We start from the raw sequence: 20806 nt of genomic DNA on the forward strand, positions 1-20806 counted from the left end.
AGCCACTATGAATCATAGTGGCATTACATTTTTGAATGTCCAAGATTTATTTATTAGTTAGCTTTGGGGTTCATTCGGTTATTCTGGGTTAGAGGTTGGGTAAATAATTGATTGGCGAATTTGATGTGGTTTAATGGCTTTTTATGACAACTTTATTGCAATGAGATTACAGTCACATAATTGTATTTGCCAGAGATTTGAATTCAAAAAAGGCAACTCTCAAGGTATGCTATATAAATATCAAATATAGTTTATACCGGAGTATGAAATGGAGCTCATACAAAAGAAAAAGAGTACCAAGCTAACATTTACCTTTCATGATGATTATTTTAACTTTGCATATAAAGAAAAATCGGGCTCTGGGGATTTAGACTTTAATTATGCTGACTTTCCTCAAAAATCATCCGTCCAGATTGAGCAAAATGATTGGCTTCGCAACGTGGGTTTTCTATGGATGGCCCTAGGGATTTTTCAGATTGCTTATGCTCTGTATGCAGGAGACCCGCTGTCAGGAAAAGGCTTTTGGCTATTTGTAGGTGTAGTTTGTGTAGCTTGGGCTCATTTCTCAAAGATAAAATACTCAGTTTTTCGTTTTGAAAATGGTAGTGTTTTAATTATGCAAGATAAATCTCATGAGATTATTGTTGAAGAGATTAACAAAAGAAGAAAAACTCAACTTCTCCAATGGTACGGTGAAGTAAACCCTGAAAATGAGCTCTCTAATGAAATTCAGAAATTTAAGTGGTTGACAGAACAAAACATCATGTCTAAAGAAGAGTCGGATAAAAAAATTGCTGAAGCTGAGTTTTTGCACAATGACAACTTCTCTTTACCTGGTGAAAATCCGACGAAATATAACTGACATATGATTTTGTTGTACTTTTAAAGAGTGAATTCTGACTGTATAAATTCATCTTTTGGTTTCATAAAACGATCTTGAAAAATTCATATTTGAGGTCGTTTTTTTAATTTGTGGTATTACTGCACCACCTGCTTCCTGTTCGATGTTGCTATGGTTAGGAATGCTTTGCGACTCGCACCCACCTTACACACCTATTACATGGAGGAGAAAGATGGCAAAGGTACTGATTGTAGCGGGTGATTTCGTTGAAGATTACGAAATCATGGTGCCGTTCCAGGCTTTGCAGGCTATGGGACACAGCGTGGATGCAGTTTGTCCGGACAAGGACGCAGGGGATTTTGTGAGAACTGCCATTCATGATTTTGAGGGCGACCAGACTTACACCGAGAAACCCGGCCATAACTTTACACTGAATGCGACATTCGCGGATGCAGCAGAACCTGATTACGATGCTCTGCTTATTCCCGGTGGCAGAGCCCCGGAATATCTTCGTCTGAACCCGGCAGTGACCGATCTGGTAAAAGCTTTTGTGGCAGCTGGCAAGCCCGTTGCAGCGATTTGTCATGGAGCGCAGATCCTGACGGCTGCCGGGGTTATCGAAGGCAAAACGATTTCTGCTTACCCGGCCTGTGCACCAGAAGTGGAAGCGGCTGGTGGGACATACGCTGATATTGCTATCGACGGAGCTGTAACCGATGGCATTTTTGTCACCGCTCCGGCGTGGCCAGCCCACCCGGATTGGCTGGCACAGTTTAATGCATTGTTGAACTAAATTTGTAGTAAACCTGAATACCAAAGACAGGCTCAATTGAGCCTGTCTTTTTATCGTCAGGAAATCATCACAGTACCGGAGGCAGTTCCCTAAGCAGCGGGAAGGCATCTTTCATATGGTTCTGGGTGACAACAAAACCCACCATTTTATTCAGTACGTTATACGCCTTGGCAATCAGGCCGTCTCTGTCGGCGTGGATTTCCCAACGCAGGGAATCACCGGTGGTATTTCCGCTAAGCTGGATAGGTAACAAAGGGGTTTTAACCCGAACCAGCATAGGGGGGAAGCTTACTTTCGTTGGTTGTCCTGCCAAGGTTTTAGCCAGCGCGTTTGCACTCAACAGAATGGGTTGCAGATAGCTCAGCACTTTTCCTTCAATTTCAGCGCAGTCTCCTAAGGCATAAACGTCCGGTGCAGACGTTTGCATCTGGCGGTCAACAATGATTCCCCGGTTTACTGCCAGTCCGGCATCTTTGGCCAGTTGAGTGCGTGGGCGAAGGCCTACGGCTGAAATCACTTCATCTACCACTAGGGTCATGCCGGATTTAAGCGTTACTTCAATGCCTTCCGGCATGCGGTTCATGGTAACGGCGCAGTCATTCAGGGTCAGGTGGATATTCTGTTTCGCCATGGTTTTGTACAAGCTGGCAGAAATCACATCCGGTAACAGGTTCGACAGCAGGCTGTCTGCCGGGTCGGCGAGAGTCACTGAACGGCCGCTGCTTGCCAGGTCCATTGCGATTTCTGTGCCAATCAGGCCGCCTCCCATGACCAATACGCGCTTGGCGTCAGAGAGCCGGTCCTGGGCAGCTTCGTATTCTTCAATGCTGTTTAGCGTCAGCACGCTTTGCGTTGCATCGCCCTCCATTGGAGGAACAAATGCACTGGCGCCTTTGGCAATCACCAACTTACTGAATGGCAGAATGGATTTGCCAAAAGTCACGGTTTTCTCAACCGGGTTGATGCCGTCAACCGGGGTTTGAGGGATAAGTGTAACCTGGTTTTCTTCAGCAAAAGCTGCGCCGGTTTGCTTTACCAGATCAGCTGCATTCTGGCTTTTTGTGAATACATGGCTGATATCCGGCTTGTTGTAGCTGTCTCCGTTACCAGCAGTAATCACGGTAATGGGTGCATCCGGAGCCTGCTTGCGCAGGCTCTTTACCAGTTGGTAGGCAGCGAAACCGCTGCCGATAATAACAATTGGGGCGTTCATGGTATTTTCCTGTCGTCGGGACTTAGCCTTTGTATGGTTCGAAAACGTCTTTACCCATGCCACATTCGGGGCAGAGGAAGGTTTCCGGAACATCACTCCAGGTAGTACCCGGTTCCACGCCCTGGTTTTCCTCACCTACTGCCGGGTCATATACCCAGTTACAGATAGTGCAGAGCATTTTGCCTTCGCCATTTTCTGATGACGCTGAATCGGATGATGGCTGAGGTGCAGAGGCGGGTTTTGCATCAGGAATAACCACGTTTACACCATTGTTTGTATTATCTTCACGTGCCGGTAAGCCTGCGTCAGTAGGGAGCGGGCTTAACGCCCATTCACGGGCAACATGACGGCCATATTCCCGACACGCTTCCAGTGCAGAACCATCCGGACGCCATTTTGCTTTATGGCTGACGGTGGTATGGAAACCGGCATCGGTCAGGCGAGCATGAATGCGGTCTACCGCACCACCATTCCAGCCGTAGCTGCCGAATGCACCTGCTTTTTTGCCTTTAAAACGCAGGCCGGTAATTTCTTCCAAAATGCCCGCCACTTTTGGCATCATTACATTGTTCATGGTAGATGAGCCCACCAGGATGCCTTTGGAGCGGAACACGTTCGCGAGAATTTCATTCTTGTCGTGGCGCGAAACGTTGTAGATTTTCACCTTCACGCGAGGGTCAGCCTGGTTGATACCCTGTGCGATGGCATCGGCCATCATACGTGTGTTGTTTGACATGGAGTCATAGAACAGGGTGATGCGGTCTTCCTGGTAGTCGTTAGCCCATTCAAGGTACTGTTCAATGATTTGTACCGGGTTGTCGCGCCATACCACACCGTGAGAAGTGGCAATCATGTCGACCGGCAGGTTAAAGCCCAGTACCTCTTTGATTTTTGCCGTTACAAGTGAGCTGAACGGGGTCAGGATGTTTGAGTAGTAGCGCAGGCACTGTTCCATCAGTTCTGTCTTGTCTACTTCGTCATTGAACAGGTGTTCGTCGCAGTAGTGCTGGCCAAAAGCATCGTTACTGAACAGGACGGCGTCCCCTGTCATGTAAGTCATCATGCTATCCGGCCAATGCAACATTGGTGTTTCAATAAATACCAACTGCTTCCCATTGCCGATATCCAGGCTGTCACCGGTTTTTACGACGTTGAAATTCCACTCAGGGTGATGATGGTGGCCGACAATAGAATCGATCGCATTTTGGGTGCAGTAGATTGGAGTGCCCGGAATTTTTGCCATCAGGGCGGAAAGTGCACCGGCATGATCTTCTTCCGCGTGGTTCACTACCACATAGTCGATAGTGTTCAAATCGATCATAGATTCGAGATTTGAGACAAACTGATGGTTGAATTTGTGGTCAACAGTATCAATGAGCACGGTCTTTTCTTCGCGGATCAGGTAACTGTTGTAGCTGGTACCTTTGGTCGTTTTGTACTCGGTACCATGGAAGTCTCGAACTTCCCAGTCACGTTGGCCAACCCAGTCGATATTGTTCTTAACATGAATGCTCATAATGAAACCTTAACTGTTGTATTGAATGCGTGTTACTCACTGCATATTGCAACGGGTGTGCCAGTTTTTAATTTATTGATTAATAAGAATTAAATTTTCAATATGTGTCATTTGGACAGTGCTTCATTTGTGTCAAAATGACATGCCATTGTCTTTATGACACTGTCAGTAAATGGTTAGAAATCAATGCTATTAGCAAGAGAACTCGCCGAGTTGGCCCTGAGCCTCACTGAGGGGATGTCGGGAGAAAACCGGTTTGAAAATATGGTCCAGGGCCTTAGACGGCTGCTGGGTTGTGATGCAGCCTCACTGCTGATGTACCAGGGAGCACAGTTTGTCCCCCTGGCTATCAGCGGGTTGTCGCCGGATGTAATGGGACGGAGGTTCGACATCGACGAACATCCCCGGCTTCAGGCCATTGCGCGGGCAGGGGATGTCGTCCGTTTCCCGGAAGAAAGTGAATTGCCGGATCCATTTGACGGCCTGATTCCCAATCATGACGGTCGCCTTCATGTCCATGCCTGTATTGGCCTTCCCCTGATGGCCGGGGAGAGACTCATAGGGGCGCTGACCATAGATGCGTTTGAACCCTCTTTGTCTGAGCGGTTCAGTGACGATGCTTTGCGAACTATTTCCTCATTGGCGGCAGCATCGCTCCAGAATGCACTTCTACTGGAGCGGCTTGAACTTCGTGGCCATGATGAAAGTACTGTTATGCCGTCACCCCCGCAGGGGACTGTGCCCGAAATTATTGGGGAAAGCCCGGCCATAAATGCACTTAAAACCAGTATCGAAGTGGTGGCAGATACAGACCTGAACGTACTTATCCAGGGCGATACCGGCGTTGGTAAAGAGTTGGTTGCCAGGGCCATCCATGACGGGTCGCCACGCAACAATAAACCGCTGGTGTACCTTAACTGCGCCGCTTTGCCGGAGTCTGTGGCAGAAAGTGAGCTGTTTGGCCATGTGAAAGGTGCGTTCACCGGAGCCATCAGCAACCGGCAGGGCAAATTTGAGCTCGCTGATGAAGGGACGCTTTTCCTTGATGAAATCGGGGAGTTGCCGTTAGGTTTGCAGGCCAAGTTGCTCCGGGTGATCCAATACGGGGATTTACAGCGTGTGGGTGATGATACGCCCCTGAAAGTAAACGTTCGTGTGATAGCCGCCACTAACAGGGATCTGAACGTAGAGGTGTCTGAGGGGCGTTTCAGGGCTGATTTATACCACCGTCTCAGTGTGTTTCCCCTGTTGGTACCACCGCTTTCACAGAGGGGAGATGATGTCGTGCTCCTTGCCGGTTTCTTTACTGAGCGAACAAGGGCGAAGCTGCACCTGGTACAACTTCAACTCTCCCCTGAAGCAATTTCCGCCCTTGTTTCCTATGACTGGCCGGGAAATGTCCGCGAGCTGGAACATGTGATTTACCGTGCTGCGGTCTTGGCGAGAGCACAAACTGAAAGCCATATTGTCCAGATCCAGACGATTCACCTTGGTAAGATTGGCGGCTATAAAACGGGACAAAATGATATGGTGCCACCAGAGGGTGCCTCTTGTGGGGTTAGCTCCCTTCCTGCCGGGCTTATCAGCATGCCTTTACGGGAAGCGACGGATGCGTTCCAGAAGTTCCGCATTGAAAGTACATTAAACGCTAACCGTAACAACTGGTCTGCAACCGCCAGGGAGCTCGGCGTAGACGCAGGCAACCTTCACCGGTTGGCTAAGAGGCTGGGGCTGAAACGTTAGTAGACCCAAACCAGCTCAAGGTGCAGTTTTCAGCTTTAGAGGGTAAAAAATGCCCCTTACTGAAAGGGGCAGTGATGGAAGGGTCAGTTGGAATTACCGGGGCCCGCTTTCACGTGCTTGCAGGCAACGAATGCGGGCTTCTTGTACCAATGATTCTGATTGGTACTATTCCAGCGAAAAAGCAACAGCCATGCCATACAGCTAAGGGATTAATATCTATTGGGTTGTTTTCCCAGTACGTGTCTCTCTTGTTCCAGCTGTAAAGATTTCTGACGTATCACATCCAGCTGACCTTACTGCTGCAACTCGTAAATACGGTTTTTGCACTCATTTTTGTGGCCGTACATACGTTTGTCTGCGCAGTCGATCAGTTCTTTTGGATTGTGGTAGCTGGTGGGGCCGGTTTGAACTGCGCCAACACTGAGGCTGATGGTAGGAACCCTCTGCTTCAGTTCCTGGATAAGGCGAGTGCAGAAGGTGGTCAATGCGTGTCCTTCGGTACAGTTTGGCAAGATAACGCAGAACTCATCGCCGCCATAACGGAAACTGGCATCTTCAATTCTTGACACAGACTTAATGGCTTCACCAACTTGTCTGAGAATTTCGTCACCTCTCTGGTGTCCATACTTGTCATTGACCAGTTTGAAATCGTTGATATCTATATACACAAATGAGAGAGGTTCCTGGCGTCGCTGTGCTGACTGAATCATTTTGTTGAAGGTATCCAGCAGGTAGCGGACATTTTGGAGGCCAGTTACCGGGTCGGTACCGAGTAAACGGGTTCTCTCTTTTACCTTTAGTTCGAGCTCTTCGGCATATCGTTCTGCACGTTTTCTGGCTTGTTTGGCACCATTCATCATGCAGTCTATGTAGGTATCGAGGACCAGCCCGGTATCAAAGTTTATGACTTTTTCCAGTGCGGTGATAAATGGGATAGGGGTTGTGTCGAATGGGCTGTGCTGGCATACCTCATTGATAAGTATGGTTTTTAATGTCTGTACTGACGCGAGGTAGAATTTGGTATCGATACCCATTCGTTTGTGAATCAGGCCAATGCGCAGCCGGCTGCTCACATATTTTTCGTCATAACACCCACAAAAAAGGTCAAGAATATAGTGTGCTTGTGAGATGCGGAGATGATCCAGCGTTTCAGCATCGTCAATCAGTTCGACAACTTCGGGTTGGTTGAGCTGGTGGGTGAAGAATGTTCCTACAAGGGTTTCTAGATTAGATTCAATGATCGGCAATGCTAAAGAAAGCTGGTGGATATCAGTAGCCGTTATCCCCAGCAGGTCTTTTCTGCGTTCTATTTCCCTGTCAGTAATCTGCAATCGCTGAAGCAGATTTTGTTCCACTCGCTGCATTCTTTCCTCTGCATTAGACGCGATACCGGGTTGTCGGTACCCGGTAACTACTGAATTTTTGCAATCGCGAAATTATACAGAAAAATAGACATCACTTTCAGCTTTTCGCTGAAATATCAGTGAACTCCCCATCAATTACCTGACCGTGACGCTCAAACTGAGATTGAACTCTCATCTTGGCCAGTTTCCGGCGAATGAAAGGGCGGGCAATAATGGCTGCGGCGGTAGCGAAAAGACCCACTACTGCTGCAAACATCAGAGTAATAAAGCCAGTAATAAGTGCGACCAGACTGATAATAACGTTCTTCATGTCATTTCCTCTTGGTACAAAACGGGGGGCTTTATTGTTTTCGTGGTACATAAGATAACCGCCCTGAGCTGAACACAATATGAACAAGTGAGGATTTCTAAAACCAATGCACCATCATCTGATAATCAGAGGATGCGTAAAAGCAGGAAAATGGATTAAAAACTAAAACAATGATTGCGACTTTTGATATTTTTCTACTGCGAAAACGTTTGCCCGGATTTGTTGTATTCAGTATATTTCCGGCAATTTTCCTTTGTCGCTTCTTACAAGGAACGGTCGGGGGAATAATGTCCAAAAATCACTCAAAATGATAAAGCCAGGCATACCATGTCATTCATAAAACCGCTTTCCATGCTTTCTGCTGCGTTAATCCTCGCAGGTTGCTCATCTTTTCAACATTCACAGAACACTTTTGATCTTACCGTCGCCCACATAAACGACACTCACTCTAATTTCGACCCGGTAAAATCCGGATTCAAAATGGATGGGCAGGCAGTCTACAACGAATTTGGCGGTTACCCGCGTTTGGAAGAAAAGGCTGAGCAATACCGCAATGCCGCAAAAGAGAAGAATCAGAGTTTCTTGTTTCTTCACGGCGGCGATGCCTGGCAGGGAAGTGCCTATTTTAAAATCAATAAGGGTGCAATGAATGCTGACTTGCTGAGCCGAATGGGGCTGGATGCGATGGCATTGGGTAACCATGAGTTTGATATCAGCAATGCAAAGCTGAATAAATTTATCTCGTCAGTTAATTTTCCAGTACTCGCAGCTAATATGGATGTCAGCCAAGATCCTGATCTAAAAGGTCAACAGAATTTACGTCCGTTTGTTGTCTATGCTTTCAGTGGAAATAAAAAAACGCTGGTTACAGATTTAAATAACCTACCGAAAAATAAAAATATTGTTGCTGTATTCGGCTTGGTTTTAGACGATATGCCAGATATTGCCCCCCATACAGGAAAAGTCCGTTTTGAAAACATGGAGAAATCCGCACAGCAAACGGTTAATTACCTGGAAAGCAGGGGGATTCACAATATTGTAGCGTTGACGCACATCGGCAATGCATCCGATTTGAATCTGGCATCCAAGGTTAACGGTATTGATCTGATAGTTGGTGGCCACTCCCATACGTTGTTGGGTGACTTTACCAACCTGGGGCTGGCAAACAACGGGCAGTATGCCCAGAAGGTTGAAAACCCAAATGGTTTGGCTGAAACCTGTGTCGTTCAGGCGGGCGAATATGCCCAAGCCATCGGTGAAGTGATCGTATCTTTTGACAATGCTGGGCATATTGTCAGTTGTGACGGGCACAATACATTGCTGAGCAATGATGACTTCTACTCCAGCCCTGCACGCGACGGAAAAAGCCATTTTACCCCGGTTCAGATGAAGCAAGCTGAGGCATTTATTGCTGCCCAAGACAACATAGTCATCAGCCAGGAAGATCAGGCTATGCGTCGGTTGATCAATACCAAGTACAAGCCGGCAGTGGATAAGGCCTATGGCAAGATTATTGGCCGTGTTCCTGAGGAGCTTAAGCATGAACGCCGTCCGGGTGACCGCGGAACTGATAACCATGGTTCCGATGTGGCACCTATTGTTGCTGAAGGACAGTTCTATTGGGCGAATGAACCTAAGGTACAGGCGGTAACCGGTATGAAGGTTGATTTCTCGCTGATCGGTGCCGGTGGTATCCGTACCAACATTGAAGCCGGGGAATACCGTGAAGGAAACGTATCACTGGAATTGCTTCCGTTTTCAAACTACATGTCCGTGGTACCGGTTAAAGGCAAAGTTATCCGAGAGCTGCTCAATGAAGCAGTGACCAAGACGCTGCCAGAGGGCTCTCATGCGGGTAAATTCCCTTATGGAGGGCATATCCGCTACACCTACACAGAAACCACACCGTTTAAAGCCGGTAAACTGGAATCTGTTGAGGTGATGACCGGGACTGAACAGCACCCGGTTTGGACTCCGCTGGATGACAACAAAACGTATAATGTTGCAATCAATAACTACAATGCCACTGGTAATGATGGCTGGACGCCACTTTATACCGCGCAGAAAGACAAATCTGGTCGTGTCGATGTGGTCTATGTGGATGGAAAACTAACCGGCTTTAAGGTGAAAAATATCAGCAAGTCCGGGGATAAATATAAGGTTAATTATGTTGGTTCTGCGCCAAACTGCAAAGCAGACAACACCCGCTGCAACACAGATGCACAAGGTGTGATTGACTATATTGATCATGCCCGCCCGGTAGTGACGCCGCTTTCCTATCAGGTAGTAACGTTTAACCGCGCGAAATAAAAAAGAAAAAAGGGCAGGCCGATACCAGCGCCTGCCCAACTGCGGAAGACGTTAACTCACCTAAAAGTAATACTCGAGAGCAAACTCGACAAAGTCGTCTTTACGAATGAAGTAAAGAAAGTCGCCAGGTTCGTCGCTGTTGAACCACCACGCATTTGCTCGCCATTTCCAGTTGTTGTCTATCCGGGCCGAGGCTTCAATCCGGCCGCTTCTGGCACTGCTATGGTCGAGATCCTGGGCGATACCAAACAGTATTTCCGTCCCTTCAGCATCGTTGAGTGCCAGACGGGTTCCCACGAAAAGGTCATTTTGCGAGGATGACTGACTTTCTGTTCCACGGGAGTCATATTGGTATTCTGCCAGGACACCGATATCCCAGAAGGAATCAAAGCCACCAACAAAGGTATATTCAAATCCACCCACGACTGCGGCATGGTTGTCTCGGCTGTCCCGGTAGCGGGCTTCCAGCTTCCAGAGCCAGCTTCCGCTGACTTTCTGTATATCCGCAGAAACCTGATCCATTTGGGCATAGTAAGGGACCAATTGGTTGCCGGATACCAGCAGGTAAGGGTCACGGTTAGTCCCCTGGAACCAGGAAAACCCGAAATCCCAGTCGCCGATGTAGTGACTGTACCGGGCGGCGAAGTCGACATGTGACTCTTCGGCAGAGCTTTCATAGCGGGCACTGTCGCTTATGGGCAACAGTGGCCTTAACCTTCCTTCTGTACCTGCAAACGTGAGTTCACGGAAGTAAGGGAGAATGAAAACATCCACGGTTCCCCAGTCTTTCACTGCTTTGAGCATTGCCATGGGTTGACCGAGTTTCTGCTCTCCATCCACTGATTCAACCAGGTCTGACTGGTTTACAACATCGATAAGGTGTTGGGATTCAGCGACACCCCAGAACACTTTTCCAATTCCTGCGTGGAACTCGTAGTCATCAAACACATGAACATACATCAGCTCCCGAATATCACCATGGGTGCGATCGTCATCAAGGCTGTCGATACGGGCGAACGGCTGAAATGTCAGTGTTGAATCACCCTCATTCCATTCCGCAAACCATTCTGGTTCAAAAACCAGTGATGTCTGTTCATTGTCCTGCCCACTCAAGCCAGATTGAAAAAATTGGCGGTGTTCAAGATTTAGGTTGCCACTGAAGTCCACAGCTGCCGACGGTGAGCTTACCGATACCAGCAAAAACGCTGCCCCAAATATTCCCGGTTTCATTCCACCTCCCTCTATCGCGCGCGTTTTAGGCTGGCTTTATTGAAATCCCGGTCGTTTAACCCGGTCTGGAATGCGAGATTTTCGGTTGTGAGAACCGTGCTTTTTCCTGTCTGGTGATTCTGCATCTCCATGCGATGCGAACGCCAGTACCGGTCGAGGTATTGGTTATAATCTTTGAGCTCTAGGGTTTTAAGCAGCGATCCTTTACGGTCATAAAATTCCACTTTGAGTGGGCGGTAGTGAGTCTGGTCAATCCAGGCAACCTGCCGGGTATAACCGGAATTTTTGTCGGTCGGGATCTGCTCAAGCACAAATGTCTGTTGACCTTCAAAGGGCTCTTCGCGAAGGTAATTAAAGGTATATTTTTCAATCTCAAAGGAGCTCAGGTCTTCATAAGCAAATTCGCTGCCCATAAACGGGCCGGATTTATTCCGAGAAGCAATGCGCTTCACTTTTTTCAGTGCGGGAAGGTAGAGCCACTGGTCATCCGGCTTGGTAGTATGAGAGAAGTTAAGAAACGCAGTCCCTTTTACATCCCGTGGTTCATCGAATATCGTCAGACCTTTGTCTCCGTCTCCATCTACTTCGAGAGTTTTCAGACGCATTGACCGGTTGCTGGTGTTCCCACTGGCTGATTTGAGGATCATGGTCATTTCAGCAACCGAATCACCCCATCCGATATCTCGGGCCTTGCGCTCGGTAGCGATTTCAAGCCCTTTTGCTTCATCCGCCAGAGTTGATGCAGAGACCAACAACAACGGGATGACACTCCAACGTAAAAATTTCATTTTTATCTCCTTATCCAGAATCCGTGTTGTGAATACTTGTCAGGTATCCGGTTGTTGCTATATCAGCGGTGCGGTACTTGAGACCGACTGTCCTGCTTTCACCGGTTTGCGGTCGAAGATCATCAGCAGTGCTGGCAACATGAAGAAATCGACGATCAGCGCGATGAAAATGATAAGTGCGCTGAGTTGGCCCATATCACTGTTAAGGCGGAAATCTGAACTGGCGAGAACGAGGAACCCGGCAACCAGAACGACTGTTGTTATCCAAAGTGCCCTGGCGACAGTATGGAAAGCGTAGCGGACAGACTCCTCTGCGTTTTTCCCTTGCAGGCGTGCATAGCGGTATTTACTGAGGAAGTGCACGGAATCATCAACTACGATGCCCAATGTCAGGGTGACAACAACAGAGAGCCCGAGGTTAATTTCACCGGACAGCAGCCCCCACATACCAAAGCCGATAATTGCAGGTGCCATGTTTGGCACTACGCTGATAATGCCAAGCCGGAGTGAACGCAGGGCAAACACCATAAGCGCAGATATCAACAGGAGTGTCACCGGCAATGACTTCAGCATACTTGCCATATTGGTTTCCCCAATGTGGGCAAACATCAGAGATGGGCTGGATGCCTTAATGGAATACGCCGGGGCATTGTTGGCAAACCATGTATGGATCCTGTTTTCGAATTCAACCAGTTGTTTACTGCCAAGGTTGTCTGTTGTGACGACAACGCGGATGGCAGATTTATCGATGTTGATTTGGTTGTTGAGATCCAGGCCGTAAGGGAGGGACATTTCATACAGCAACAGATATTGGGCTGCGAGCTCCCTGTCTTGGGGCAATCGATAGTATGCCTCATCGTCACCATGCATGTTTTTGTTCAGCCGTTTGAATACATCTACAAGGCTGGCAACATGGTCAGTTTCAGGTTGGGCCCTTAGCCAAAGGGTAAAGTCTTCCAGTTTGCTAAGGAATACCGGGTCAGCGATACCCTGGGATTCACCGGTTTCAATGGCAATGCTGATATTGGTCATACCGCTGATATGCGATTCCATAAAATCTGCAGCTTCACGAAATTCGTTACCTTCGCCGAAGTATTTTACCGATTCGTCGTTAATGACATTCAGCGGCAACATCGACCCGGCACCTACCAGGACCAGGATAGACGCAGGGAGCAATTTTTTACGGTAGCGAACAACCCAGTCGCCCAGTCTGTCCATATAACCGAAGTGTTCTTGCTCTCCTCTTTGTTTGATCCGGATTGGGAGAACCATGAGAAGTGCCGGAAGAAGGGTCACAGACAGTGCACAGGCAATCATGACCCCCAGCGCTGAAAGGTTTCCGAAGTCCCTTAAAACCGGGGAATCGGATGCGTTCATCATCAGGAAACCTATCGCTGTGGTCACAGAGGTGACCCAGATGGGGATGAAATTAAGGCGGATGCTGTGGCTGATTGCCTCTTTTTTCGATTTGCCGTGTTGCATGGATTGGCGCATGGTAGCAATGACGTGAACGCAATCAGCAACCGCGAGGGTAAGTACAAGGGTGGGAACATTAACTGTTGCAGTACTGAGGAACATTCCAAACCAGCCGGATAACCCCATGGTTGCAGCAACAGACCCAATAATGACTGCCAGTGTTGCCAATACGGCGAGTATTGACCGCAACATCACTTTAAGGAACAGCAGGATGATGAGCAGCATGGTCGGAACCAGAGTGCTTGAATCCTCTTGGGCAGAAACCATGAAGTTGTAATTCATCGCGATGATTCCCGCTTTGTAAAACGAGATACCGGGATATTCTGCCTCGTAACGTTCGATTAGGTTGTCGGCATAGTTGACAACTTCCATCACCTCATCGGTTTTGGTCTTTTCCGGTAATTGCACGGTAATGTTCACAATGGATACATCACCTTTTTCAGAAATTACCGCATTCAAAAGGGCTGGCTCTGCTACTGTTATTCCCTGTATTTTTTCAATACGTTGTTTGTCCAGCGGGTACTCTTCCAGTAGTAAATCCTCTACCAGCAAATCGTCCTCGAAGGCTTCGGTATGCTGGTAGTTGGCTATAGAGTCTACCCGGCTGGAGTAGGGGATCTGCCATGCATCTTCGGTAAACTGGCGCAGCATGGTGAGGTAAGTTTCTGAGAATATTTCCCCGGTCGGGGGGGCGATGACAATGGCCAGGTTATCGGTTTTATTGAATGTCGATTGAATTTGTTCAAAGGCTTCCAACTGAGGGTTGGTTCCGTCAAAAAAAATGTTGTAGTCGCCCCTGAAGTAAAGGTTTTTTCCTCCAACTATTGCCAAGAATAGTATGGCTAAAACAACAAAAATTGTCGTTTTGGCATAAGTAATTGGAAGTTGTAGTTGTTGAGTACGCATCACTGACTCCATTTGTGACGTTTCGTCAAATTAGTTTGTTTAAAAACCAGCACTTGCTGGTTTTTATGTTTCGGTCAACCTTTGCTATTAGACATGTCTTAAGCAAAAGTCAGGGATGTAATTACTGAGTCACTATGTTAAAGAAAAATTTATGACGTTTCGTCAAATAAATTGATTTAAAAACCCGCAGTTGCGGGTTTACGGTCAAGCTTAAGAGAGCTCTTTAAATGAGGGTACGTTCTTTCAATACCTTCAGTTCTTCTGAAAAGAGTTCCTGCTCAGCCCGACGCCAGGTTTTTCTGTAGTCATGTTCGCTGGATAAGGGCTTCCACCCCATTCCGTCCAATAGCATATTCACGACATTCAATACAGTGTAGGGGTCCTGAACTCGTTCAATACAGGTTGCATTTCTTGCACTGTTTATCAAAGAGTTAGCACCAAATGCCAGTGCCCAGTTACCAAAAACAATGGTGTCTGTACTGGCCGCTTGACTGAGTGAAAGAGCACCTTGTTGAACAGCTTGGGTTACTAAGCTGTCAGCACTCGCTACCAAGGTATCATCCAACTCATTCATTTGCGCCATTCTTTCGCTAGACGCTTTTTCTTTCACCCATGGCGATTTGCAAACCAAGACACAGTTTGAGAGTACCGGTTCAAGGGAGAAAAAGGTGTTGTAAGCCACATGGAAAGCAACAAGTTTTTCTCTCGAATTACCTTCAAAAGACAATGCCTTTTGAAATAGGTTTATGTTTTTCTTTAGTGCCAGTATCGCAAACGCAGCGATGACATCTTCTTTACTGCAAAAATGGTTGTAAACAGTACCTTTGGAATATGGACTTGCTGCTGCAAGTTTATCCATTGTCAGGTTGGCATAGCCTCCTTCGGCTACTAAGTTAACAGCAAGGCGTACAAGCTCATGCTCTCTGTCAGCAATAGCAATTTGCTTTTTCGATTTAAGGGCTTTGAAAAAGCACTCTTTGTCTTCACCACGTTTGCAATGTTTTCCGAACATAGTCACTCAGTACAGTCAGCCTTGGGGAAATCTCCTTTCTGAAACAGTTTAACACGGAACGAGCTTGATTGAATTTTCATTTATGACGATTCGTCAAAAATGACATAACGTCATAATAGATCAAATATCACGCAGATCAACCATTGAGTGTTAAATATTTGCGAAATAAATGTGTCAGAATTAGTGTCTGGACATCTGAGCGTAAATAAAAGGAGCGGGTCATGCTTCGATCTTTCTTACAACGGCTCTTTTCTTTCTTTCTGTGTACCGTTTATCCGGTCACTGTATATGCAGCGGACACCATTGAGTCGAGTGACTACCAAATCACTGCCAAGATGGTGGTACAGCAACTGGATCACCCATGGAGCCTGTTGTTTTTGCCTGGCGGTGACATGTTGGTGTCTGAAAGAAACGGAGGTATCAAACGCATTAACCAAGCGGGTCTGGCGAGTGAAGTCACCGGTATCCCTGATTTTGTGGAGAAAGGGCAAGGTGGCCTTATGGGACTTGCCCTTTCTGCAGACTTTCCTGAAAGCAGGATTTTGTTTATCTCCTTTGCTGAGGGCGGGAATTTCGGTAAAGCCGGTACCTCTGTTTACCGGGCCAAGCTTTCCGGTAACAACCTGGAAGAGGGGGGCGTGATTTTCCGGAGTGAACCCAAACTGGGTGGTGGAAGGCACTTCGGCGGGCGTTTGATGGTGGATGACAATGCACTTTATGTCACGCTGGGGGACAGGGGACACCGGGATAGGTCACAGGCTTTGACAGACCACATCGGGACACTCCTTAAACTGACTTACGATGGCGACCCTTATCCCGGCAATCCGTTTATTGGAAAACGTAACTCAGCGCCCGAAATTTACAGCTTTGGTCACCGGAATATCCAGGGTATCGCGAAGGATGCTAACGGAAGGGTTTGGATTCACGAACATGGCCCCCAGGGCGGTGATGAAATTAATTTGATCTCCGCTGGGAAAAATTACGGGTGGCCTGTTATTACCTACGGCGTCAATTATGGGCTGGGCACGCAGATCGGGGAAGGAACACATAAAAAGGGGATGGAACAGCCGGATTTGTATTGGGTTCCGTCTATAGCCCCTTCAGGAATGACCTTCTACGAAGGTGAGATGTTTCCCGAGTGGAAGGGAGATCTCCTTGTTGGTTCTCTCAAGTTTGGCTTGCTTGTCAGGCTGGGCATCGACGAAAAGGGTAAAGTGGCAGAAAAAGAACGGCTTTTGGATGGGAGATTTGGACGTGTCCGGGACGTCGTATCCGGCCCGGACGGTGCTGTCTATCTGCTAACGGATGAAGGAAATGGCAAAGTCATCCAGCTTACCCGGAACAAAGGGTGACCAAGCCTATTCCAGGGCCAACTCTACCGCTTTTGTTGCATGGATGGCTGTCGTATCAAACAGCGGGACAGTGGTGTGTTCTGGTTTGATCAGCAGTTCCAGTTCTGTGCAGCCAAGAAGCACTGCTTCAACGCCTTCTTCACGCAGCTGGTCTAACACTGCCAAAGCAGAAGTCCTTGACTCATCCTTTAAAATGCCCTGAACCAGCTCTTCATAAATAATGCGGTGGATAGTGTCTCTTCCCTGCTTGTCAGGCACAACCACATTAATGCCATGAACCTCGGTGAGGCGGGTTTTATAAAAATCCTGCTCCATTGTGAAGCGGGTAGCGATTAGCCCAACTTTGGTGATACCGGCCGCTTTGAGTTTGTCTGCTGTAGCGTCAGCAATATGCAGGAAGGGGACCGAGGAGGCGTCTGTAATGTAACTGGCGACTTTGTGCATGGTGTTGGTAGCAAGCAAGATGATGTCGGCTCCGGCTATTTCCAGCCGTTTTGCTGAGTCGGCAAGGGCGACCCCAGCAGATTCCCAGTCACCACGGCTTTGGCAGGCTTCAATTTCTGCAAAATCTAAAGAGTGAAGGATAATGGGTGCGGAATGAAAACCACCCAGACGATGACGGACTTCCCGGTTGAGGATTTGATAGTAGGTGGCTGTGGACTCCCAACTCATGCCACCGATAATGCCAATTGTTTTCACGCTTCATGCTCCTGTGCAGTACAAGTTTCCATTCTTGTTTTCGCTGGTGGTTCAATACATACAGCATTACGGCCTTTAGCTTTGGCCGTGTATAGCGCTTTATCAGCCCGGTATAAGGTGGCTTTTACTTTTTCGCTGTTTGAACTGAACTGTGTAACACCAATGCTGACTGTAAGCGTTCTGTCTGGGAGATACTTGGACCAGTCGTAAGATTCAACAAGTTTCCTGAAAACTTCGGCGGTTTGCCACGCTATGGCAAGGTTAGAATTTTCAAGCAAAATAACGAATTCTTCACCACCAAACCGGGTGGAAAAAGCATTTTTCCTGAAATAGCGGGATATGAGTTCCCCCATTGTTTCCAGAACTTTGTCTCCGGTAAGGTGGGAAAGCTCATCGTTCACCGCTTTAAAGTGATCGATATCCAAAATAAGCAGGGAAACTGATGATTTATGGGTCAGCTCATCAAGCTTTTTATCCATTCCCCGTCGGTTGTAAAGACCGGTTAATGCGTCGCGGTAAACGTCTTCTTCCAACTGGGCAACCGTATTTTTATGAGATTCATGTGCAGCTTTTAGCCATCGGTTTTCTTTTTCGGAGACGATTAACCGGAACTTTAACTCAAGGTTTGAGAGTTTGCGCATTACCTGACCTTCCAGATCGGAAATGGGCGAGCTTTGGATGATATTTTTGGATACTTCGTGCGCCAACTTCTGTCTTTCCAATGCCTTCAGGAAATACCCGCTGGATGTGTAAGCTCGGCTCTGGGTCTCCAGCAATGCTTTTACTGATGCGGTGGGAACGGATAGGTCAGCACGGTTAAGTTGCCGCTGGATCAAAAATGCAGCCGTGTCGTATTTGCCAAGCTGGATGAGGCATTTCGCTGTTTCAATGGCAAGAATACCTCTCATCCAGAATGTATTGTGTTTTCTGCTGAGCAGTTTTGCCTTGGAAAGTGTAGAGAGTGCTTTGTGGTTGTTTCCCTGGAGCCTTTGTAACTTAGCCCTGTAAAGTTCAATTTGGCATATCAGTGTATGTTCATCCTGTTCGGCAACTTCCGCGATTTTGGCCATCTCCTCGCACTGCATCAACATTTTATTTGCAGTCATAGTGTCGTGCAGTTCAAGCAGGCTGCTTACAGTGAACAGCCTGTACCTTAAGCGCAGCAGCATCGAGTTCAACAAATGGTCCACGCGGGCGATACGATCAAAATATTGCATGGCCCGTCTGTGGTTGCCATAAACCACGCAAAGATTTCCGATGCCTACCAATGCATGGACATAGGCATCCATATCTCCACATTCAGACGCCAGGGTTGCCAATTCGATAAGGGAATTTAAGGCAGAGAAGTAGTCCCCCATATCGGTGTAGTTATTACTGAGCAGCGTATAAATTTTAAGTGCCGTCTCTTTGTCTTCCAGTTGGTCACAATAGCCTTTGGCCTCATGCAGATAGTTGTTACTGCTTTCAAGGTGACCGGAGTGACTCGCCGCTTTGGCACACTGATAGAGGTTTTGAATAACATCAGTGGAATGTGAAGGTGTAGACTCGGTGATAAGTGCCCAGGCCTGAAACGCTTTGGTTGGCTCCAGGTTGGCGATGTCTATCCCTTCGTCTTCAAGGCGCTTTGAAAGAGTATTATCCATCATGACAACAACGAAATGCCTCCGGACTTTTCGGTGGATACGGCCGACTGAGCTTTGGTAAGTAACTGTAACTCCACGGATGGGAGAGACATGGATGACATGGCTCCATCCCATGGGAAAGAGGACAACACCGCTCCAATATCATCCTTTAAGCGAAGTGCTGCGTTGTCTGTACGGCTTGTCAGGACGCAATATCTTTGTGGCTGTATTTCACATATCACGTCATCTTTGCTCAGCAGATTAATCAACAACGAGGTTGCCTTGCTGAGGAACGACGGGTTTGAATGTGTGACAGAAATTATATGGAACTGGACGCCAGACGCGTCACTACGGGCTTTTTCTAAATATTGACCCCATTCCATTACACCAACAACTTTGGGTCGGCTCTCTGAAGCCAGCAAAATGTCGGTCAGGCGCTGTTGCAGTAACGTGGTTTCGCGGCCACCAAGTATTTTCAATGCTCTCTGATCGAGTTGCTTTGGAGATGTGGCCGTTTTGTCACGTGCAGAGATGATCGATTTTTCTTTGAGAATGGCTTCGGTATAGCGACGGAACTTTTTATAAGAGAGAAGGGCGAGTTTATAGTCGCCTGATTTTTCAGCAACACTAGTTTGCTGTTCGCAAATTTGCGACAGCAATTCCCCTTTGTCAAATTGCCTGGCAGTTTGCTCTGCCTTGTCTAACCACGAAAGAGAACCCGCATAGTCGGCTTTAGCCGCAGCGATCAGTGCACTGCTGATGTTGCAGTGAGTCATCATCCAGGTCTGGTTGTGGTCACTGGCAATCTTGTATGCCCGCAAGCATGCTTGTTCCGCCTGTTCAAGGTTGCCCATTCCCAACAGGGCGATACCCCTGAAGTCATGGATTTCTGCTGTCCAGGTTGGATTGAATACGCCAGAGAGAACAGTTTCTGCCCGGTCGAGAATAGGAAGCATATAGTTATAAGCATTGAGAAGTTTCAGATCCCACGCAAGCAGAATGAGGGATTTGCCTTCGATTGCCTGAAGGCCATCAAGTTGCGCAGCACTCGCTACATGAGCGTGTGCGCGTTTTGCCTCATCGAGATTGCCGGTAATGCGCCATACATTTCCGATCCCGATAAGGGCTTCCAGCTCCAGCGGGGTCTCCCCCATAAGAAGTGCATGCTCCAAGGCGTTCAGCCAAAACTGTTTAGCTGAAAGGTATTTTCCCTGCCCCCAAAGGTGCAATGCATGGATATGGTAAATTTGCCCAAGGCTGTCCAGTTCAGTCTGTGACTTGTGCAACTTAAGCGCATTTTGAATGGTTTTTAAGCCGCGCCGGTAATCCATGAGATGCCAATAGGCTTGGGAAGACAGGATCGAGAATTGAACGGCGCCCTGAATGTCTCTGACCCGAATGCAATGGTTTTTTAACCGGTAAGCCTCGTTTTTTACGAAGGTTGTGTCGGTTTCAATGCGACCCCATAACTCACTGAGGTATTGGTTTAGATCTTCCACGAGATGTTTGCTGTTCAAAGAAATCAATAACCTGCAACAGTACCGTGAGGAAGTATATAGTTTTCTAGATGTGTGATTTAGGTTCAGACATTGTTTTTGTGAGCGACAATTCGTTTCTTTTTACGTGGTCAA

Annotated in this window: 17 protein-coding genes; 6 read left to right on the forward strand and 11 right to left on the reverse strand. The window is 47.5% G+C overall.

Annotated elements, in window-relative coordinates; translation table 11 throughout:
* Nucleotides 1-268: 268 nt before the first annotated feature.
* Together NF212_RS22915 and NF212_RS22920 are read left to right on the forward strand one after the other, a co-directional pair.
* Nucleotides 269-862: a hypothetical protein gene (locus tag NF212_RS22915; protein ID WP_434361242.1), complete on the forward strand. Its 594-nt coding sequence runs from the start codon at nt 269-271 to the stop codon at nt 860-862.
* A 211-nt stretch (nt 863-1073) separates the two neighbouring features.
* On the forward strand, nt 1074-1634 hold the full coding sequence (locus NF212_RS22920) for a DJ-1/PfpI family protein (protein ID WP_434361243.1): 561 nt from the start codon (nt 1074-1076) through the stop codon (nt 1632-1634).
* Nucleotides 1635-1701: 67 nt separating this feature from the next.
* Here NF212_RS22920 and norW read toward each other — a convergent pair whose 3' ends face one another.
* Both norW and norV read right to left on the reverse strand, forming a co-directional pair.
* Entirely contained in the window at nt 1702-2847 is a 1146-nt protein-coding gene (norW, locus tag NF212_RS22925; protein ID WP_434361244.1) for an NADH:flavorubredoxin reductase NorW, read from the reverse strand.
* Between the two features lie 22 nt (nt 2848-2869).
* Nucleotides 2870-4363, reverse strand: coding sequence for an anaerobic nitric oxide reductase flavorubredoxin (gene norV / locus NF212_RS22930; protein ID WP_434361245.1), 1494 nt, complete (start codon nt 4361-4363; stop codon nt 2870-2872).
* A 186-nt stretch (nt 4364-4549) separates the two neighbouring features.
* On the opposite strand from norV, the gene norR reads away from it, so the two are divergent.
* Complete coding sequence (norR, locus tag NF212_RS22935; protein ID WP_434361246.1) at nt 4550-6106, forward strand: nitric oxide reductase transcriptional regulator NorR; 1557 nt, start codon at nt 4550-4552, stop codon at nt 6104-6106.
* Nucleotides 6107-6180: 74 nt separating this feature from the next.
* On the forward strand, nt 6181-6369 hold the full coding sequence (locus tag NF212_RS22940; protein ID WP_434361247.1) for a hypothetical protein: 189 nt from the start codon (nt 6181-6183) through the stop codon (nt 6367-6369).
* A 30-nt stretch (nt 6370-6399) separates the two neighbouring features.
* Here the strand turns inward: NF212_RS22940 and NF212_RS22945 are convergent, their stop codons facing one another.
* Together NF212_RS22945 and NF212_RS22950 are read right to left on the reverse strand one after the other, a co-directional pair.
* Nucleotides 6400-7470, reverse strand: coding sequence for a GGDEF domain-containing protein (locus tag NF212_RS22945; protein WP_434361248.1), 1071 nt, complete (start codon nt 7468-7470; stop codon nt 6400-6402).
* 97 nt (nt 7471-7567) lie between these two features.
* On the reverse strand, nt 7568-7780 hold the full coding sequence (locus tag NF212_RS22950; RefSeq protein WP_434361249.1) for a hypothetical protein: 213 nt from the start codon (nt 7778-7780) through the stop codon (nt 7568-7570).
* A gap of 327 nt (nt 7781-8107) precedes the next feature.
* Here NF212_RS22950 and NF212_RS22955 point away from each other — a divergent pair, with 327 nt between their 5' ends.
* Nucleotides 8108-10090 (forward strand): bifunctional metallophosphatase/5'-nucleotidase, encoded by a 1983-nt coding sequence (locus tag NF212_RS22955; protein ID WP_434361250.1) that lies wholly within the window; start codon nt 8108-8110, stop codon nt 10088-10090.
* A 60-nt stretch (nt 10091-10150) separates the two neighbouring features.
* Here NF212_RS22955 and NF212_RS22960 read toward each other — a convergent pair whose 3' ends face one another.
* The 4 genes from NF212_RS22960 to NF212_RS22975 all read right to left on the reverse strand — a co-directional run bounded on the left by NF212_RS22960 (nt 10151) and on the right by NF212_RS22975 (nt 15502).
* Nucleotides 10151-11320, reverse strand: coding sequence for a hypothetical protein (locus NF212_RS22960; RefSeq protein WP_434361251.1), 1170 nt, complete (start codon nt 11318-11320; stop codon nt 10151-10153).
* An 11-nt stretch (nt 11321-11331) separates the two neighbouring features.
* Nucleotides 11332-12108, reverse strand: coding sequence for an outer membrane lipoprotein-sorting protein (locus NF212_RS22965; RefSeq protein WP_434361252.1), 777 nt, complete (start codon nt 12106-12108; stop codon nt 11332-11334).
* 57 nt (nt 12109-12165) lie between these two features.
* On the reverse strand, nt 12166-14490 hold the full coding sequence (locus NF212_RS22970) for an efflux RND transporter permease subunit (protein ID WP_434361253.1): 2325 nt from the start codon (nt 14488-14490) through the stop codon (nt 12166-12168).
* Nucleotides 14491-14713: 223 nt separating this feature from the next.
* Nucleotides 14714-15502 (reverse strand): TetR/AcrR family transcriptional regulator, encoded by a 789-nt coding sequence (locus NF212_RS22975; RefSeq protein WP_434361254.1) that lies wholly within the window; start codon nt 15500-15502, stop codon nt 14714-14716.
* 221 nt (nt 15503-15723) lie between these two features.
* Between NF212_RS22975 and NF212_RS22980 the strand changes: the two genes are divergently transcribed.
* Entirely contained in the window at nt 15724-16854 is a 1131-nt protein-coding gene (locus tag NF212_RS22980) for a PQQ-dependent sugar dehydrogenase (RefSeq protein WP_434361255.1), read from the forward strand.
* A gap of 6 nt (nt 16855-16860) precedes the next feature.
* Here the strand turns inward: NF212_RS22980 and NF212_RS22985 are convergent, their stop codons facing one another.
* The 3 genes from NF212_RS22985 to NF212_RS22995 are packed head-to-tail and all read right to left on the reverse strand — an operon-like array spanning nt 16861 to nt 20674.
* Entirely contained in the window at nt 16861-17553 is a 693-nt protein-coding gene (locus NF212_RS22985; RefSeq protein WP_434361256.1) for an aspartate/glutamate racemase family protein, read from the reverse strand.
* The gene (locus tag NF212_RS22990) at nt 17550-19199 is read right to left on the reverse strand and encodes a GGDEF domain-containing protein (protein WP_434361257.1); all 1650 of its coding nucleotides are present in this window, start codon (nt 19197-19199) and stop codon (nt 17550-17552) included. The genes NF212_RS22985 and NF212_RS22990 overlap by 4 nt, the downstream gene beginning before the upstream one ends.
* Nucleotides 19196-20674 carry a hypothetical protein gene (locus NF212_RS22995; RefSeq protein WP_434361258.1) on the reverse strand — a complete coding sequence of 493 codons (1479 nt, stop codon included), beginning with the start codon at nt 20672-20674 and terminating at the stop codon, nt 19196-19198. Before NF212_RS22995 ends, NF212_RS22990 begins: the two co-directional genes overlap by 4 nt.
* Between the last annotated feature and the right edge of the window lie 132 nt (nt 20675-20806).

The organism is Parasalinivibrio latis, from assembly GCF_036825535.1.
Classification (GTDB): Bacteria; Pseudomonadota; Gammaproteobacteria; order Enterobacterales; family Vibrionaceae; genus Parasalinivibrio; species Parasalinivibrio latis.

Coding starts and splice junctions, on each gene's coding strand:
- NF212_RS22970 (WP_434361253.1), bottom strand. CDS start 14,490: ATGCGTACTCAACAACTACAACTTCCAATTACTTATGCCAAAACGACA.
- NF212_RS22960 (WP_434361251.1), bottom strand. CDS start 11,320: ATGAAACCGGGAATATTTGGGGCAGCGTTTTTGCTGGTATCGGTAAGC.
- NF212_RS22940 (WP_434361247.1), top strand. CDS start 6,181: ATGGAAGGGTCAGTTGGAATTACCGGGGCCCGCTTTCACGTGCTTGCA.
- norR (WP_434361246.1), top strand. CDS start 4,550: ATGCTATTAGCAAGAGAACTCGCCGAGTTGGCCCTGAGCCTCACTGAG.
- norV (WP_434361245.1), bottom strand. CDS start 4,363: ATGAGCATTCATGTTAAGAACAATATCGACTGGGTTGGCCAACGTGAC.
- NF212_RS22975 (WP_434361254.1), bottom strand. CDS start 15,502: ATGTTCGGAAAACATTGCAAACGTGGTGAAGACAAAGAGTGCTTTTTC.
- NF212_RS22955 (WP_434361250.1), top strand. CDS start 8,108: ATGTCATTCATAAAACCGCTTTCCATGCTTTCTGCTGCGTTAATCCTC.
- NF212_RS22965 (WP_434361252.1), bottom strand. CDS start 12,108: ATGAAATTTTTACGTTGGAGTGTCATCCCGTTGTTGTTGGTCTCTGCA.
- NF212_RS22980 (WP_434361255.1), top strand. CDS start 15,724: ATGCTTCGATCTTTCTTACAACGGCTCTTTTCTTTCTTTCTGTGTACC.
- NF212_RS22915 (WP_434361242.1), top strand. CDS start 269: ATGGAGCTCATACAAAAGAAAAAGAGTACCAAGCTAACATTTACCTTT.
- NF212_RS22945 (WP_434361248.1), bottom strand. CDS start 7,470: ATGCAGCGAGTGGAACAAAATCTGCTTCAGCGATTGCAGATTACTGAC.
- NF212_RS22990 (WP_434361257.1), bottom strand. CDS start 19,199: ATGATGGATAATACTCTTTCAAAGCGCCTTGAAGACGAAGGGATAGAC.
- norW (WP_434361244.1), bottom strand. CDS start 2,847: ATGAACGCCCCAATTGTTATTATCGGCAGCGGTTTCGCTGCCTACCAA.
- NF212_RS22920 (WP_434361243.1), top strand. CDS start 1,074: ATGGCAAAGGTACTGATTGTAGCGGGTGATTTCGTTGAAGATTACGAA.
- NF212_RS22950 (WP_434361249.1), bottom strand. CDS start 7,780: ATGAAGAACGTTATTATCAGTCTGGTCGCACTTATTACTGGCTTTATT.